Raw genomic sequence first — 13,960 nt, forward strand, 5'->3', positions numbered from 1 at the left:
CCACCCCGCGGGTTGCGCGGCAGGCATGAAAAAGGCCTGCCGCGGGTGCGACAGGCCGGGCTGTCCGGGGCGCTGCCGCTTCTGCGGCCAGGCCCGAGGATGATCACATCTGGTGGCGCATCCGGCGGTGATGCTTCATCGACCGCTTGTGCTTCACGCGCTTGCGCACCGCCGGGCGGGTCGCCGGGGCCGTGCCCTGCTCAATAGCGGTGCCCTCTGCGGCACGCTCCATGCCGCCGCGCGGTCCACCGGCCTGCGAGCCAGCGGAGTTGTAGGGCGAGTTACCCTGGGCGTAGGCGGAGCCCGCGAGGAGCGTCAGCGACGCGGCGGCCAACAGAAGTTTCCTCATCGTCAATCCCTGGCGTAGACCGGCGCAGGCGAGGCCCCGCCCCTGGTGGGAGCGAGGCCGCTGCGTCGGAAAATAAGCGGCTGAACCGAGACTTGGTTCCGCAGGCGTGCGCCGCCTGGCCCGGGCGATTGCCGGGAGCGCGGCTTCGGCCTATTTCGCGACCGGTCCCGGCCAGGCCGCGATCGCAGATCAGGGGGAATGGGTGGCGGTGGCCAGCAGCGGATCGGCCTATCTCCTCCTCGATGTGGCCGGGACATTCTGCGCCCTGCCTCGCGCCGCCGTCGCCGAGGTCCTGCCGCTGCCGGATCTTCATACCCCGCCGGCGACCGGAGGCTGGCTGGCTGGCTTCCTCAATCTCGGCGGGACGCCGGTCCCGGTGATCGACTTGGCGCCGCTGCTCGGCCTGCGTCCGGCCGCGTGCAACCCCGGCCTCTACGCGCATCTCGTCCTCACCCGCGGCGAGTCCCTCGCCTACCTCGTCGACCGGGTCGCCGACCTCGTGACCGTGCCGGATTCCGCTATCCGGCCGGCCGAGGAGGGCGGGACGCTCAACGGCTGCGTCGCGGCCGAGCTGGTCCTCGGTGACCGCCTCGTCCACGCGCTGGCGCCGGAGCGGCTCCTGACGGCGCAGGAACGGGTGCGCGTCGAGGCCCTGGCGCAGGCCGCGGCCGAGCGTCTCGACGCGCTGCCACAGTCCGTCTGAGTCCGCGATGTCCCGTCCGGGTAGTTCCCGCCCCGATCCGGGCGCCGATCCCGCCTACCCGGCGCTGAAGGCGCGGATCATCGCGCGCACGGGCCACCACTACTATGCCGACAAGGACGACCTCCTGATCGAGCGCCTGCGGCGACGCTTCCGTGCCACCGCCGCACCCGACTGCACGGCCTATGCCGCCCTCCTGGCCGACGGAGCGCAGGGCGAGGCGGAATGGGCGCAGCTCGAGGCCGAGATCACCGTCGGCGAGACCTTCTTCTTCCGCTACGCCGAGCAGTTCCAGGCCCTGCGCGAGACAATCCTGCCGGCGCTGATCGCCGCCCGGGCGGGCGAGCGCTCCCTGCGGATCTGGAGCGCCGGCTGCTCGACGGGGGCCGAGCCCTATTCCCTGGCCATCCTCGTCCGGGAACTCCTCGGAGAGGCCCTGCAGGACTGGCGGGTCGTGATCCTCGGCACGGACATCAGCACCGAGGCGCTGGCCACCGCGCGTGCCGCCGAGTACGGCCGTTGGGCGCTGCGCACGATGCCGCCGGAGGAGAGGCTGCGCTACTTCACGCGCCTGCCGCCCGCGCCCGGCATCAGGCGCGAGGGCGGCTACGCTCTGCGGCCCGAGTTCCGCGGGCTGGTGCGGTTCGAGCGGCGCAACCTCCTGACGCTCGTCGAGCCGGGACCGCCGCAGGGCGAGGATTTCGACCTGATCCTGTGCCGCAACGTGCTGATCTACTTCGATGCCCGGACGGTCTCGGCGGTGGTGCGCGGCCTCAGCCGCAGGCTGCGGACGGATGGCTGGCTCCTGCTCGGCCACGCGGAGCCGAGCCCCGCCTTCTCGGGCTTCCTCGAATCCGTGAGTCTACCCGGGACCGTGGCCTACCGCCCCCTCGCGGATGCGCTGCCGACGGTCCCGGTATGGCCGGTCCCGGCATTCGCCGACGATGTGCCGGTGCCGGGCGCGCAGCCGTATTCCGGCCAGGACGCACCGGAGGAGATCGACGATCTGTCCGTCGCGCGGATCGCCGACGTGCTGCTCCGTGCGCCCGCCGATGAGACGGCTTTCCGCGCCGCCGGGACGACCGCGGATGCGGCCGGTGAGATGGCGAAGACCGACGATGCCCGCATGGGCGAAGACGGCGAGCCCGAGGGCCTCGACCGGATCCGTGCGCTGGCGGATGCCGGGGAGACCGGCGCGGCCTGGCGGGCGCTGCGCGCCGCCCTCGATCGGGATCCCGCCGACCCGGCCCTGCGCTTCTACGAGGGCCTGCTGGCCCGCACCCTCGGCCGCGATATCGAGGCCGAGCGTGCGCTGCGGGCGGCGCTCTACCTAGACCGGGGCTTCGTGATGGCCCATTACCACCTCGGGCTGCTGTTGATCGCGCTCGGCCGTTCCGACGAGGCGGCCCGCGCCCTCGACAATGCGATCGCCCTGAGCCAAGCCCTGGGAGCGGATACAGCGGTGCCCGAAGGCGACGGTGCGACCGCCGGCGAGATCGCCGCCGGCGCGGCCGCCGCCCGCGCCGCGCTCGGTCGAGACCGCGGAACCGGCAGCAGGAGTTCCTGATGGGGGCAGGCCCGACCGCACAGGAGAGCCGCGAGCGGGCGCGGCCCCGGACGGCGCGGGAGCTGCGGGCCGCGCGCACGGCCGCCCTGGCCCGGCGCGGCGGCGCCGCGGTGGAATCCGACGCGGGCCTGGACCATCTCGTCTGCGCCTGCGGCGGCGAGCGCTACGGTGTGCCGCTGTCCGCCGTCGCGCAGGTCTTGCCGATGCGTCCCTGCACACCGATGCCCGGCGCGGTGCCGGCACTTCTCGGGCTCATCGCCCTCTCGGGCCAGATCGTGGGCGTGCTCAGCCTCGCCCGGGCGCTCGGCCGGCCGGAGCCTGCCCCCGATACCGAGGCAGCGGCGGGCCATCTGGTCGTGCTGCGCGGCGCCCAGCCGCACCCCGTCGCCCTCGCGGTCGACCGGGTGCTGGGCATCACCCGCACGGCCGGATCCACTGTCGCGATGCTGCCGGGCGCTGCGGATCCTCACGGATTGGGCAACGAGGCCGCTTCGGGTTATGCCCCCGCTTCCGCCGGCGACGGCGGCCCGGACTTCGTCGTGATCGATCTTCCCCGCCTCCTGCGCCGCGCGCTGCCCTGACCGGCCCGCCCTCTCGCCCCAAACCGGAGCCAGCCCCGACCGTGACGCTCTCGATCGGAAGACGCATCCTCCTTGGCTTCTTCGCCGTCACGGTGGTGATCGTGGCGCTCGGCCTCTACGCGCTGGAGCAGATCGGGGCGGTGCGCGACACCACCGATGCGATCGTCCGGCGGGACATGACGGTCCTGCGCCAGCTCGACGATCTCGGGAACGAGGCCCGTGATCTCGGACTCCTGCGCCGCAATGCCGTGATCGCGATGCTGATGCAGAGTCAGGGCCGGTCGACGCGCACGGACGACACCGTGGCGGCATGGCGCCAGACCGCGACCCAGGTGGAGAACCGCCTCGCCACCACGGTCCAGCTCGCCACCGAGTATCGGGCCTATTCGGCCTCCGCCGAACGTGTGGCCGCCTGGGATCGGATCGCCGCGGCCGCCGGCGACGTCCAGCGCGCCTTCCGCGAGGTCAAGAGCCTGGGTGAGGCGCAGTTCGCCGCCATCGCCAAGCAGGACGTCGCCGCCGTCGAGGCCCGCAACGACGAGATCACCCGCCAGCAGACGCCCTTCCTCGACGGGATCAAAAATCTCAGGACGCTGCTCGACGGCGGCATGGCGATGGGCCAACGCGCCGCCCAGGAGGTGTATGACCGCTCGCGTCTCTCGATCTACCTGACGCTGGCCGCCGCGGTCCTGCTCGCGATCATCGTCACATGGCTGATCAGCCGCGCGGTGGTGCGACCGCTGGAGACGGTGATGGCCTTCGTCGCCCGGGTCGGCGAGGGCGACCTGTCAGGTCAGCTGGATGCCCGCGGACGCGATGAGATCGGCCGCCTCGCCACCACGCTCAACGCGATGGTGGCCGGTCTTTCCGATCTCGCGCGCACCAACCGGGCCGCCACCGCCGACCTCAACGCCGCCGCGGCCGAGATCCGCGCCTCGGCGCAGGAGCAGGCGGCCTCGGTGGAGCAGCAATTCGCCGCCGTCCAGGAGACCGCCGCGACGGTCGACGAGATCACCCATTCGGGCGCGCAGATCAGCAAGCGCGCCACCGAGGTGATCGCCACCGCCCAGGCCACCGCCCAGACCTCCCGGCAGGGCCTGCGCGCCGTGTCGGACACCGCAAAGGCCATGGACGCGATCCGCGAGCAGGCCGAGGCCGTGGCCGGCAACATCGTCAGCCTGTCAGAGAAGACGCAGACGATCGGCGACATCATCGAGACCGTCAACGACATCTCGGAGCGCACGCACCTCCTAGCGCTCAACGCCGCCATCGAGGCCGCCGCCGCCGGAGAGAGCGGGCGCAGCTTCTCCGTCGTTGCCTCGGAGATGAAGCTGCTGGCCGATCAGGCCAAGGCGGCCACCGGGCAGGTGCGCGGGATCCTCGGCGAGATCCAGCGCGGCATCAACACCTCGGTCATGCTCACCGAGGAGGCGGTCAAGCGGGCGGCGGCCGGCAAGACCCGCTCCGACACCACGCAGCGGACCATCGAGGAGATCACCGCCCGGGTGGAGGAGAACGTCCAGACGTTCCAGCAGATCGTCGCCTCCACGAACCAGCAGCAGCTCGGCATCGAGCAGGTGATGGGCGCGCTCCAGAACATCCGTCAGGCGAGCCAGCAGACCGCGGCCGGAACCCGGCAGGTCGAGACCGCCTCGGCCAACCTTACGGAGCTGGCCCAGGCGCTGATGGCGCTCGCCGAGCGCTACCGGCACTGAGGCCGGAAGCGCCTTGGCCGAGGACATCCGCCAGCTCCTGCTCGCCGCCTTCGATGTCGAGCATCGGGAACACGTCGCGGCGATCCGCGGGGCGCTCGGCAGCGCCACCCCGGACTGGAACGACGTGTTCCGCCGTGCCCATAGCCTGAAGGGAGCGGCGCGCGCCGTCGACTTGCCGGCCGTCGAGGCGGTCGCCCACCGGCTGGAGACGCTGTTCGAAGGTGTGCGCACTGGCGCCTCCGCCCTGGACCGGGAGGCGGCCAACGCGGTCCATCTCGCCCTCGACCGGATCGAATCCTACGTCGCCGGCCTCAAGGACGGGGCCGGCCCCGACATGCCGGCCGATGCCCTGACGGCCCTCGGCCGGCTCCTCGGGCGGCCCGGCGAAGCGCCGGAAGCCACCGCGCCGGCGGTCGAGCCGTCCGAGCCGCCTCCGCCGCCAGCCGGGCCGGCTCCGGAGCCGGCCGTACTCCCGCCCGCCCCGAAGGCCGCGCCCGAGCCCGCTGATCCGGGCGCCGCCTTCCTGCGGGTGCCGGGCGAGGCCGTGGAGGCGATGGCCCGGGCGAGCCACGACCTGACCAGCACCCTGGCCGGCCGGGCCCCGGCCGCGGAAAGCCTCGCGCGGCTGGCCCGGCTCGCCCGGGATCTGCGCGCCGGCGCGGAGGCGCTCGCCGCCGGGGCCGAGGCGGAGCGGCCGGAATGGCGCGCCTTCGCGGCCCGCGTCGGCGCCTTCGCCCGGGAGGCCGCGGACCTGTCCCGGCGTCAGGCGGCCGCCTCCAACGCCATCGAAGGGGCCGCGTCCCGCGTCCGCGCCGCGGCCGAGCGCCTCGCCCTGGTGCCGGCGGAGACGATTCTCGCCCCCCTCGCCCGCTCGCTCCGGGAGACCGCGCGCGAGCAGGGCCGGGAGGTGGATCTCGACCTGCGCGGCCTCGATCTGCCGGTGGAGCGTGGCACGCTCCAGGTGCTGAAGGATCCGCTTCTCCACGCCCTGCGCAACGCGCTGAGCCATGGCTGGCAGACGCCGGAGGTTCGCCGCGCCGCCGGCAAGCCCGAGGCACTGGGGCTCGGGCTTGAGGTCGCCGTGCGCGGGTCCCGCCTCCAGGTCACGGTGTTCGACGACGGGCCCGGTCCGGATCTCGCCCGGATCGAGTCCGCGGCGCGGAGGCACGGCCTCCTCGCCCCGGGAACCCCGACCGATCCGGAAACCCTGCTGCGCCTCGTCTTCGAGCCCGGCTTCTCCACCGCGGAGGCGGTCGATACCCTGTCGGGGCGCGGCTACGGCCTCTCGGTGGCGGCGGACGCGGCGCGCCAGCTCCTGGGCAGCGTCCGCCTCGAACCGCGCGAGCCGGCCGGCACCGCCCTGATCTTCAGCCTGCCGCTCTCGGCGGCCCGGCGCAGCCTGCTCCTGGTCGAGGCGGCCGGCCGCATCTACGCCCTGCCGGGCGGCGCCGTGGAGCGCCTGCTGCGCCTGAAGCGCGCCGAGCTGCCGATGGCGATGGGGCGCTCGATCCTGCGGCTCGGCGCGGGGGACGCGGCGACGAGCCATCCGGTGAGCGACCTTGCCGGCCTCCTCGGTGAGGTCCCGGATCCGGCCGATCCCGACACGGTGATCGCCGTCGTCCTGCGGGCCGGTGGCCGCGTGGTGGTCGCCGTCGACCGCCTGCACGACGTCCGCTCGCTCCTCGTCCTGCCCGCGCCCGCCTTCGGGGCCGATCCCGGCCTGATCGCCGGCACGGCGGTGCTGCCGGGCGACGTGCCGGTGCTCGTTCTCGATCCCGAGGGGCTCGCCGCCCGCGCGGTTGTCGCATCGGCCGGAACGATGGCGCAGGCTCCACGTTCGACGACTCACACAGCGCCGCGCGCATCCGCGCGTGCGACGATCCTCGTCGTCGACGATTCGATCACCACCCGGACCTTGGAGAAGGGAATCTTGGAAGCCGCCGGCTACCGCGTGGTCGTCTGCGTCGACGGCCAGGACGCTCTCGACCGGCTGCGCGCCGAGATCGAGCCCGTGGACCTCGTCCTCGCCGACGTGGAGATGCCGCGGCTCGACGGGTTCGGGCTGCTCCAGGCGCTGCGGGCCGACGAGCGATTCGCCCGGCTTCCGGCGATCCTGATGACCTCCCGCGGGGACGCCGCCGACGTGGCGCGGGGCCTCGACCTCGGCGCCGACGCCTACCTGACCAAGCAGAAGTTCGATCAGCGCCAGCTGCTCGACACGATCGGGCAGCTCCTATGACTCCGGTCCGCGTCATGCTCGTTGAGGACAGCCTCGTGGTGCGCGAGCTGTTGCGCCACATCGTCTCGCGTGATCCCCGGCTCGAACTCGTGGCTGCCGTCGCCTCCGGCGAGGAGGCCCTGGCCAAGCTCCAGGCCGTGCGGCCGGACGTGATCTCGATGGATATCCGCCTGCCCGGCATCGACGGGCTGGAGACGACGCGGCGGATCATGGCCGAGCACCCGACCCCGATCGTCGTGGTGGCCGATTCGGTGGAGGATTCCTCCCTGCGCATCTCCATGAATGCGCTCAGGGCCGGCGCCCTCTCGGTGGTCGAGAAGCCGGTGGCGACGACCCATGCCGGCTACGAGGCCGTCGCCGGCGAGATCTGCACGCAGCTGCGGATCATGGCCCAGGTGCCGGTGATCCGCCGCCGCCCGATCGGCACCGAGTGGGCGGGCCGCACCGCCCCGGTCGCCGCCCCCGCCCCGGCCGAACGCCCCGGACAGGCGCCGAGTCTCCTGGGGATCGGGGCCTCCACGGGCGGCCCCCCGGCGCTCGCCCGGGTGATCGGTGCGCTGCCGAAGGACTTTTCGCTGCCGGTGCTGGTGGTCCAGCACATGGGGGCGACCTTCATGGATGGTTTCGCGAGCTGGCTCGACAGCGTCGTTGCCCTTCCGGTCGCGATTGCCCGGGATGGGGAACGGGCCGAGCCCGGACGCGTCTACGTGGCGCCGGGCGACCGCCACTTGGAGGTCGGGTCGGGCCGGGTTCTCCGGGTGGTCGATTCCGCGCCGGTCTCGGGCCAGCGTCCGGCCGCCACGGTGTTGTTCCGCTCCATGGCCCGGCAAAGCGGGGCTTCCGGCATCGGCGTGCTCCTCACCGGCATGGGCGAGGACGGGGCGGCCGGCCTCGCCGACATGCACCGGGCCGGCGCCCAGACCGTCGCCGAGCACGAGAGCACCGCGGTGGTCTACGGCATGCCGGCGGCGGCCGTCCGGCTCGGCGCCGCCCGTTCCGTCCTGCCCCTCGACCGCATCGCCGACCACGTTCTGCGGCTCATCGAATCGGGGCCGCGGCCGTGACGGTGGCGGAGGCCGGCGCGCCCGAGGGGCCTGCCCGGATCCTGCTGGTAGAGGATTCGGAGACGCAGGCCCTGGAACTGCGTCTCCTGCTGGAGGCCCACGGCTTCGCGGTGGAGCGCTGCGCCTCGGCGGAGACCGCCCTCGACCATCTCAACCGCAGCCAGCCCGACCTCGTGGTGGCGGATTACCACCTGCCGGGCATGAACGGCGACGAGCTGATCCGGCAGATGCGCCTGTCCCTGCGCACTCGGGCGCTGCCCGTCCTGATGCTCACCGGCGGCAGCGGCGGCGAGCGGCAGGGGCTTGAGAGCGGCGCCGACGCCTACCTGCCGAAATCCGCCGACCGCGATCTGATGATCCTGCGCATCCGCGCCCTCCTGCGCGAGCGCCGCGCGACGGGCGATGCCGAGGGCCCGGGCGCGGCCGCTTTCCGGCGGGGACGGATCCTGGTGATCGACGGCAGCGCCACCTACCGGACCTTCCTGGCCGGCCTGCTGGGCCAGGAGGGGCACCATGTCGCGACGGCTGACGGGCCGGAGACGGCGCTCGCCGCCCTCGATGCCGCCGCCGGCGACGAGGCCTTCGACTGCGTGACGGTCGATCTCCTGGGCCACGCCTACGACGGGCTCGCCCTGTGCCGGGTGATCAGCCAGCGACGGTCCGGGCAGGCGGCCGGTGCGGGCTTCCACCTCGTCGGCATTGCCGGCAGCGACCCGGCCAAGGACTTTCTAGTCGAAGCCTTCGCGGCCGGTGCGGACGACGTGGTCTCGAAGTCCGATGCAGAGGTCCTGGCGCTTCGGGTGCGCGGTTTCGTGCGCCGCCGCCTGCTGGAGGAGGACGACCGGCGCATCGCCGGCCAGTTCGGCGAGCGGGAGCGAGCTGTTGAGCGCGCCCGGGCCGAGGCGGAGGCGGCCGAGGCCCGAGCCCGGCTCGCCGACGCGCTTGAGCGTGCCAACCGCGATCTTGCCGACGCCAACCGACAGCTCACGGAGGCGCAGGCCAAGTTGGTCCAGGCCGCCAAGATGGCCTCCCTCGGCGAGCTCGTCGCCGGCATCGCGCACGAGATCAACAATCCCCTCGCCTTCATCCTGGCTCACCAGGGCACCGTCGAGCGCCTGCTCGGGGAGCTGCCGGATGCCGCCCCGGAGGTTGCCGCCCGGGCCATCGAGAAGGCGCGCCAACGGGTCGGCTCGATGCGGATGGGGCTGACCCGCATCCAGGAGCTGGTGCTGAACCTCAGGAAATTCTCGCGGCTCGACGAGGGCGAGCGGGCGCTCGTCAACGTGCCCGAGGCGATCGAGACCGTGCTGGCGCTGATCCAGCACAAGCTCGGCGACCGGATCGCGGTGGAGCGTACCTTCTCGGGTCGCCCGGAGATCCACTGCACCCCGGCCCTGCTCAACCAGGTAGTGATGAACATCCTCGGCAATGCCGCGGATGCCATGCCGGAGGGAGGAACAATCCGAATCGTGACCCAGTCGACTCCCGATCTCGACGAGATCCGGATCAGCGATACGGGTCCGGGCATCCCGGATGGGCTGCGCGAGAAGATCTTCGAGCCGTTCTTCACCACGAAGCCGGTGGGATCCGGCACCGGCTTGGGTCTTGCGATTGCCTACAGCGTCGTTCAGGCGCATAGCGGCGCCCTTACGGTAGAGACGGCGCCGGGAGGGGGAGCCTGCTTCGTGATTGGTATCCCGCGGCAGGCGGCCAGCGCATGAGTGCAGGTGCGGCAGGTATTGGGACGATCCTGGCCGTCGATGACGAGCCGGATATCCTGATCGCCCTGGAGGATCTCTTCGAGGATTCCTACCGGGTCTTGACGACCTCGCGCCCCGCCGAGGCGCTCGAGATCCTGCGCGCCGAGCCCGACATTGCCGTGGTGCTCTCCGACCAGCGCATGCCCGGGCTCACCGGCGACGCGCTGCTGGCCGAGGCCCGCACCTTCCACGATGCACAGGCGATCCTGCTCACCGGGTATGCCGACATCACGGCGGTGATCGCGGCCCTCAACCGTGGCGGCATCGTCGGTTACGTGACGAAGCCCTGGGATGCGAGCCTGCTGCGCTCCACGGTGCGGCAGGCCTTCGAACGCCACCGCCTCGGCCGGGATCTCGCCACCGAGCGGGCGCTGCTGCGGGGGCTGCTCGACCATGCCCAGGACGCGATCAGCTTCAAGGACGCGGAAGGACGTTTCGTCCGGCTCAATGCCCGGAAAGCGGCGCTCCTCGGCAACGACATCCCCGCCTGCCTCGGACGACGTGAGGATGAACTCCTCGGCCCGAAGGCCAACGCGGTCACCGCGGCGGACGAGGCCGCGATCCGTTCCGGAACCGTGGCCGAGGCCCTGATCAGCGACGGCCCGACCGGTGCCGAGCACTGGAGTCAGGTGACGCGCGTCCCGATCCGCGATGCCAGCGGCGCGGTGAGCCATCTTGCGGTGATCGAGCGGGACGTGACCGAGCAGCGGACGCTGGAGGCGCGGCTGCGCCAGTCCGACAAGATGCAGGCGCTCGGGACGCTGGCCGGCGGCATCGCGCATGATTTCAACAATCTCCTGACCGCGATCCTCGGCAGCCTCGAACTCGCCGGCCCGAAGGTTGCCGACCAGCCACGGGTGCAGCGCCTGATCGAGAACGCCCGCGGGGCGGCCGAGCGCGGCGCCTCCCTGACGAAGCGCCTCCTCAGCTTCAGCCGGGCTCACGATCTCCAAGCCCGGGCGATCGACGTGAATGCCCTGATCACCGGGATGAGCGACCTGTTCGGGCGCAGCCTCGGCGGCCTCGTCACCGTACGGACCGAGCTGGCCGACGGCCTGCCCGCGGTCCAGGTCGATCCCGATCAGCTCGAACTCGCCGTGCTCAATCTCTGCATCAACGCCCGGGACGCCATGCCGGAGGGCGGCACCATCACGGTGGCCACCCGTCGGCTTACCATCACCGGCGATCCCGAGATCGCCGACGGCACCTACCTCGGCATCAGCGTTACCGACGAGGGCACCGGCATCCCCGAAGAGATCCTGCGCCGGGTCTGCGAGCCGTTCTTCACCACCAAGGCGGTCGGCCAGGGCACCGGGCTCGGGCTCGCCATGGTGTTCGGGCTCGCGCAGCAATCGAAGGGTCGCTTGGTGATCGACAGCGAGGTCGGCCGGGGCACGCGCGTCGAGCTCGCGCTGCCCTTCGTGGCCGAGGCTCCGGAGCAGGCCGCACAGGTGCCCGGCACCGCCCCGGTGACCGCCCGGCGGGCACGAATCCTCATCGTCGACGACGATCCGCAGGTGCGGCACGTCACGGCCTCGTTCCTCACCGGTTTCGGGCACAGCACCACCGAGGCGGGTGACGGCGAGGCCGCGCTCCGCCATCTGGAACGCGACCGCTACGATATCGTCGTGGCTGACCTCGCGATGCCCGGCATGAGCGGCATCGAACTCGCTGCCGCGATCCGCGAGCGGAACCCGGGCCTCCCCGTGCTGATCCTTACGGGACACGCCGAGGCGATGCAGATCCCCGAGGACCTGCCGGTGCTGTCCAAGCCGTTCCGGTCCGCGGACCTGGCTGACCGGGTCTCCGCGCTTCTGGGAGACACCGGGCAGCCGCGCTGAGCCGGCACGAACGCGGGGAACCGGCCCGGCTGCCCCCTCATTGTCCCCGCGGGAGCCCAGGCGCTCCCGGACAGGAAGAGGAGGTGGACCATGAGCAATCACGGCATCTTCCCGCGCGCCCGGCGTGACAACGACCTGGACCAGGACGGTCCACCGGACGAGTTCCAGCAGGGATAGGGGTTTTTGGATCGCGGCGCGGCCGAGTTCCCGGCCTGTCTGATGCAGGCCGCCAGGGCGAGCTCCCGCGACCATCCAGGACGTGGACCCTGCTCCAGACCCGTCGGCGCGAGCCGGCGGGTTTTTCATGCCCGATGGATCGTTGGCATGCGCGCAGCGAAGCGATCCCGGTCAGCGCACGATCGACCCGCGTGGCGCAAACGGATTGCCTCGCTGCGCGCGCAACGAAGCGGAGGGCGATCGAAATGGAAGAAGCCGCCCCGGATGATCCGGGACGGCTTCTCGAAGGACGGAAGTGTGGGGACGCTCGTCGGGATCAGGCCGCGTCGGCGACCTGGCTCGGACCGGAATCCTTGCCGCGGGCTTCGACGTCGCGGTCGACGAACTCGATCACCGCCAGCGGGGCGTTGTCGCCCTGGCGGAAGCCGGCCTTCATGATGCGGCAGTAGCCGCCGGGGCGGCCCTTGTAGCGCGGGCCGAGCACGGTGAAGAGCTTCTTGACCATGTCGGCATCGCGCAGCTGCGCCATGGCGAGGCGGCGGGTGTGCACGCTGTCGGTGCGGCCCAGGGTGATCAGCTTCTCGACCACCGGACGCAGGTCCTTGGCCTTCGGCAGAGTGGTGATGATCTGCTCGTGCTTGATCAGCGCGGCGGACATGTTGGCGAACATCGCCTTACGATGCTCGGCGGTGCGGTTGAAACGGCGGCCGCGATAGGCGTGACGCATGGTTCTGGCTTCCTTCTCGTCTCGGCCGCCGTGCCACGGTACGGCCGGGCGCCCCAACAGCGGGGCTGTTCATTCCGCATGACCCCGCGGCGGGTTCTTTCGGGATTTCGCGGCGCTTCAGCGAAATCCCGGAACTGCATCGGCCAAACAGGCGGCGCCGTGCAGAGCCGCCAGATTCAGCCCGACGCGGCTTCGCCGCTCAGTAGTGCTCCTCGAAGCGCTTGGCGAGATCCTCGATGTTCTCCGGCGGCCAGCCGGGGATGTCCATCCCGAGGTGCAGGCCCATGCCGGCGAGCACTTCCTTGATCTCGTTGAGCGACTTGCGGCCGAAGTTCGGGGTCCGCAGCATTTCGCCCTCGGACTTCTGGATCAGGTCGCCGATGTAGACGATGTTGTCGTTCTTCAGGCAGTTCGCCGAACGGACCGACAGCTCCAGCTCGTCGACCTTCTTGAGCAGCGCCGGGTTGAAGGGCAGCTGCGGCGCGAGCGGAGCGGCCTCTTCCTTGCGCGGATCCTCGAAGTTCACGAAGACCTGCAGTTGGTCCTGGATGATGCGTGCCGCGTAGGCGAGCGCGTCTTCCGGCGAGACCGCGCCGTTGGTCTCGACCGTCATGGTCAGCTTGTCCTTGTCGAGATCCTGCCCCTCGCGGGTCGTCTCGACGCGGTAGCTGACCTTGGTGACCGGCGAGAACAGCGAATCCACCGGGATGAGGCCGATCGGAGCGTCCTCGGGGCGGTTGCGCTCGGCCGGGACGTAGCCCTTGCCGGTGGCGACCGTGAACTCCATGCGGATCTCGGCGCCGTCGTCCAGCGTGCAGATCACGAGGTCGGGGTTCAGGATCTGAATGTCGCCGACCGTGCCGATGTCGCCGGCGGTGACGAGGCCCGGGCCGGTCTTGCGCAGGGTCATCCGCTTCGGGGCGTCGGTCTGCGAGCGGATCGCGATGGTCTTGATGTTGAGGACGATGTCGGTGACGTCCTCACGAACGCCTGGGATCGACGAGAATTCGTGCAGCACGCCGTCGATCTGCACCGAGGTCACGGCCGCGCCCTGGAGCGAGGACAGGAGCACCCGGCGCAGGGCATTTCCGAGCGTCGTGCCGAAGCCGCGCTCGAGCGGCTCGGCGACGACGGTGGCGACCCGCTTCGGGTCGTCGCCGGTCGTGACCTGCAGCTTGTTCGGCTTGATCAGTTCCTGCCAATTCTTCTGAATGACCACGATCCTACCTCTCGTCCTTGC

11 protein-coding genes are annotated in these 13,960 nt (G+C 71.7%); 8 read left to right on the forward strand and 3 right to left on the reverse strand.

Annotation, left to right across the window (positions count from 1 at the left end):
• Nucleotides 1-103: 103 nt before the first annotated feature.
• Nucleotides 104-349 carry a hypothetical protein gene (locus tag ACYCO6_RS20445; protein ID WP_459762725.1) on the reverse strand — a complete coding sequence of 82 codons (246 nt, stop codon included), beginning with the start codon at nt 347-349 and terminating at the stop codon, nt 104-106.
• 208 nt (nt 350-557) lie between these two features.
• Here ACYCO6_RS20445 and ACYCO6_RS20450 point away from each other — a divergent pair, with 208 nt between their 5' ends.
• Genes ACYCO6_RS20450 through ACYCO6_RS20485 form a run of 8 tightly spaced genes read left to right on the forward strand, consistent with a single transcriptional unit; the run spans nt 558 to nt 11,816 of the window.
• Nucleotides 558-1,052: a chemotaxis protein CheW gene (locus tag ACYCO6_RS20450; RefSeq protein WP_459773629.1), complete on the forward strand. Its 495-nt coding sequence runs from the start codon at nt 558-560 to the stop codon at nt 1,050-1,052.
• 7 nt (nt 1,053-1,059) lie between these two features.
• A complete protein-coding gene (locus ACYCO6_RS20455; protein ID WP_459762727.1) occupies nt 1,060-2,616 on the forward strand; it encodes a CheR family methyltransferase in 1,557 nt (518 codons plus the stop codon).
• A complete protein-coding gene (locus tag ACYCO6_RS20460; protein ID WP_459762729.1) occupies nt 2,616-3,197 on the forward strand; it encodes a chemotaxis protein CheW in 582 nt (193 codons plus the stop codon). Before ACYCO6_RS20455 ends, ACYCO6_RS20460 begins: the two co-directional genes overlap by 1 nt.
• A gap of 41 nt (nt 3,198-3,238) precedes the next feature.
• Complete coding sequence (locus tag ACYCO6_RS20465; RefSeq protein ID WP_459762731.1) at nt 3,239-4,912, forward strand: methyl-accepting chemotaxis protein; 1,674 nt, start codon at nt 3,239-3,241, stop codon at nt 4,910-4,912.
• A 13-nt stretch (nt 4,913-4,925) separates the two neighbouring features.
• Nucleotides 4,926-7,151 carry a hybrid sensor histidine kinase/response regulator gene (locus ACYCO6_RS20470; RefSeq protein ID WP_459762733.1) on the forward strand — a complete coding sequence of 742 codons (2,226 nt, stop codon included), beginning with the start codon at nt 4,926-4,928 and terminating at the stop codon, nt 7,149-7,151.
• The gene (gene cheB / locus ACYCO6_RS20475; protein WP_459762735.1) at nt 7,148-8,215 is read left to right on the forward strand and encodes a chemotaxis-specific protein-glutamate methyltransferase CheB; all 1,068 of its coding nucleotides are present in this window, start codon (nt 7,148-7,150) and stop codon (nt 8,213-8,215) included. The genes ACYCO6_RS20470 and cheB overlap by 4 nt, the downstream gene beginning before the upstream one ends.
• 2 nt (nt 8,216-8,217) lie before the next feature.
• Nucleotides 8,218-9,936 (forward strand): response regulator, encoded by a 1,719-nt coding sequence (locus ACYCO6_RS20480; RefSeq protein WP_459773631.1) that lies wholly within the window; start codon nt 8,218-8,220, stop codon nt 9,934-9,936.
• Nucleotides 9,933-11,816 (forward strand): response regulator, encoded by a 1,884-nt coding sequence (locus ACYCO6_RS20485; protein ID WP_459762737.1) that lies wholly within the window; start codon nt 9,933-9,935, stop codon nt 11,814-11,816. Before ACYCO6_RS20480 ends, ACYCO6_RS20485 begins: the two co-directional genes overlap by 4 nt.
• 493 nt (nt 11,817-12,309) lie before the next feature.
• Here the strand turns inward: ACYCO6_RS20485 and rplQ are convergent, their stop codons facing one another.
• Both rplQ and ACYCO6_RS20495 read right to left on the reverse strand, forming a co-directional pair.
• Nucleotides 12,310-12,720 (reverse strand): 50S ribosomal protein L17, encoded by a 411-nt coding sequence (rplQ, locus tag ACYCO6_RS20490; protein ID WP_459762739.1) that lies wholly within the window; start codon nt 12,718-12,720, stop codon nt 12,310-12,312.
• A 199-nt stretch (nt 12,721-12,919) separates the two neighbouring features.
• Entirely contained in the window at nt 12,920-13,939 is a 1,020-nt protein-coding gene (locus ACYCO6_RS20495) for a DNA-directed RNA polymerase subunit alpha (RefSeq protein ID WP_010686165.1), read from the reverse strand.
• Between the last annotated feature and the right edge of the window lie 21 nt (nt 13,940-13,960).

It is taken from the genome of Methylobacterium sp. CM6257 (genome assembly GCF_054611515.1).

Excerpts from the sequence above, each read along its gene's own strand:
- ACYCO6_RS20485 (WP_459762737.1), top strand. The coding sequence starts at position 9,933 with ATGAGTGCAGGTGCGGCAGGTATTGGGACGATCCTGGCCGTCGATGAC.
- rplQ (WP_459762739.1), bottom strand. The coding sequence starts at position 12,720 with ATGCGTCACGCCTATCGCGGCCGCCGTTTCAACCGCACCGCCGAGCAT.
- cheB (WP_459762735.1), top strand. The coding sequence starts at position 7,148 with ATGACTCCGGTCCGCGTCATGCTCGTTGAGGACAGCCTCGTGGTGCGC.
- ACYCO6_RS20445 (WP_459762725.1), bottom strand. The coding sequence starts at position 349 with ATGAGGAAACTTCTGTTGGCCGCCGCGTCGCTGACGCTCCTCGCGGGC.
- ACYCO6_RS20460 (WP_459762729.1), top strand. The coding sequence starts at position 2,616 with ATGGGGGCAGGCCCGACCGCACAGGAGAGCCGCGAGCGGGCGCGGCCC.
- ACYCO6_RS20455 (WP_459762727.1), top strand. The coding sequence starts at position 1,060 with ATGTCCCGTCCGGGTAGTTCCCGCCCCGATCCGGGCGCCGATCCCGCC.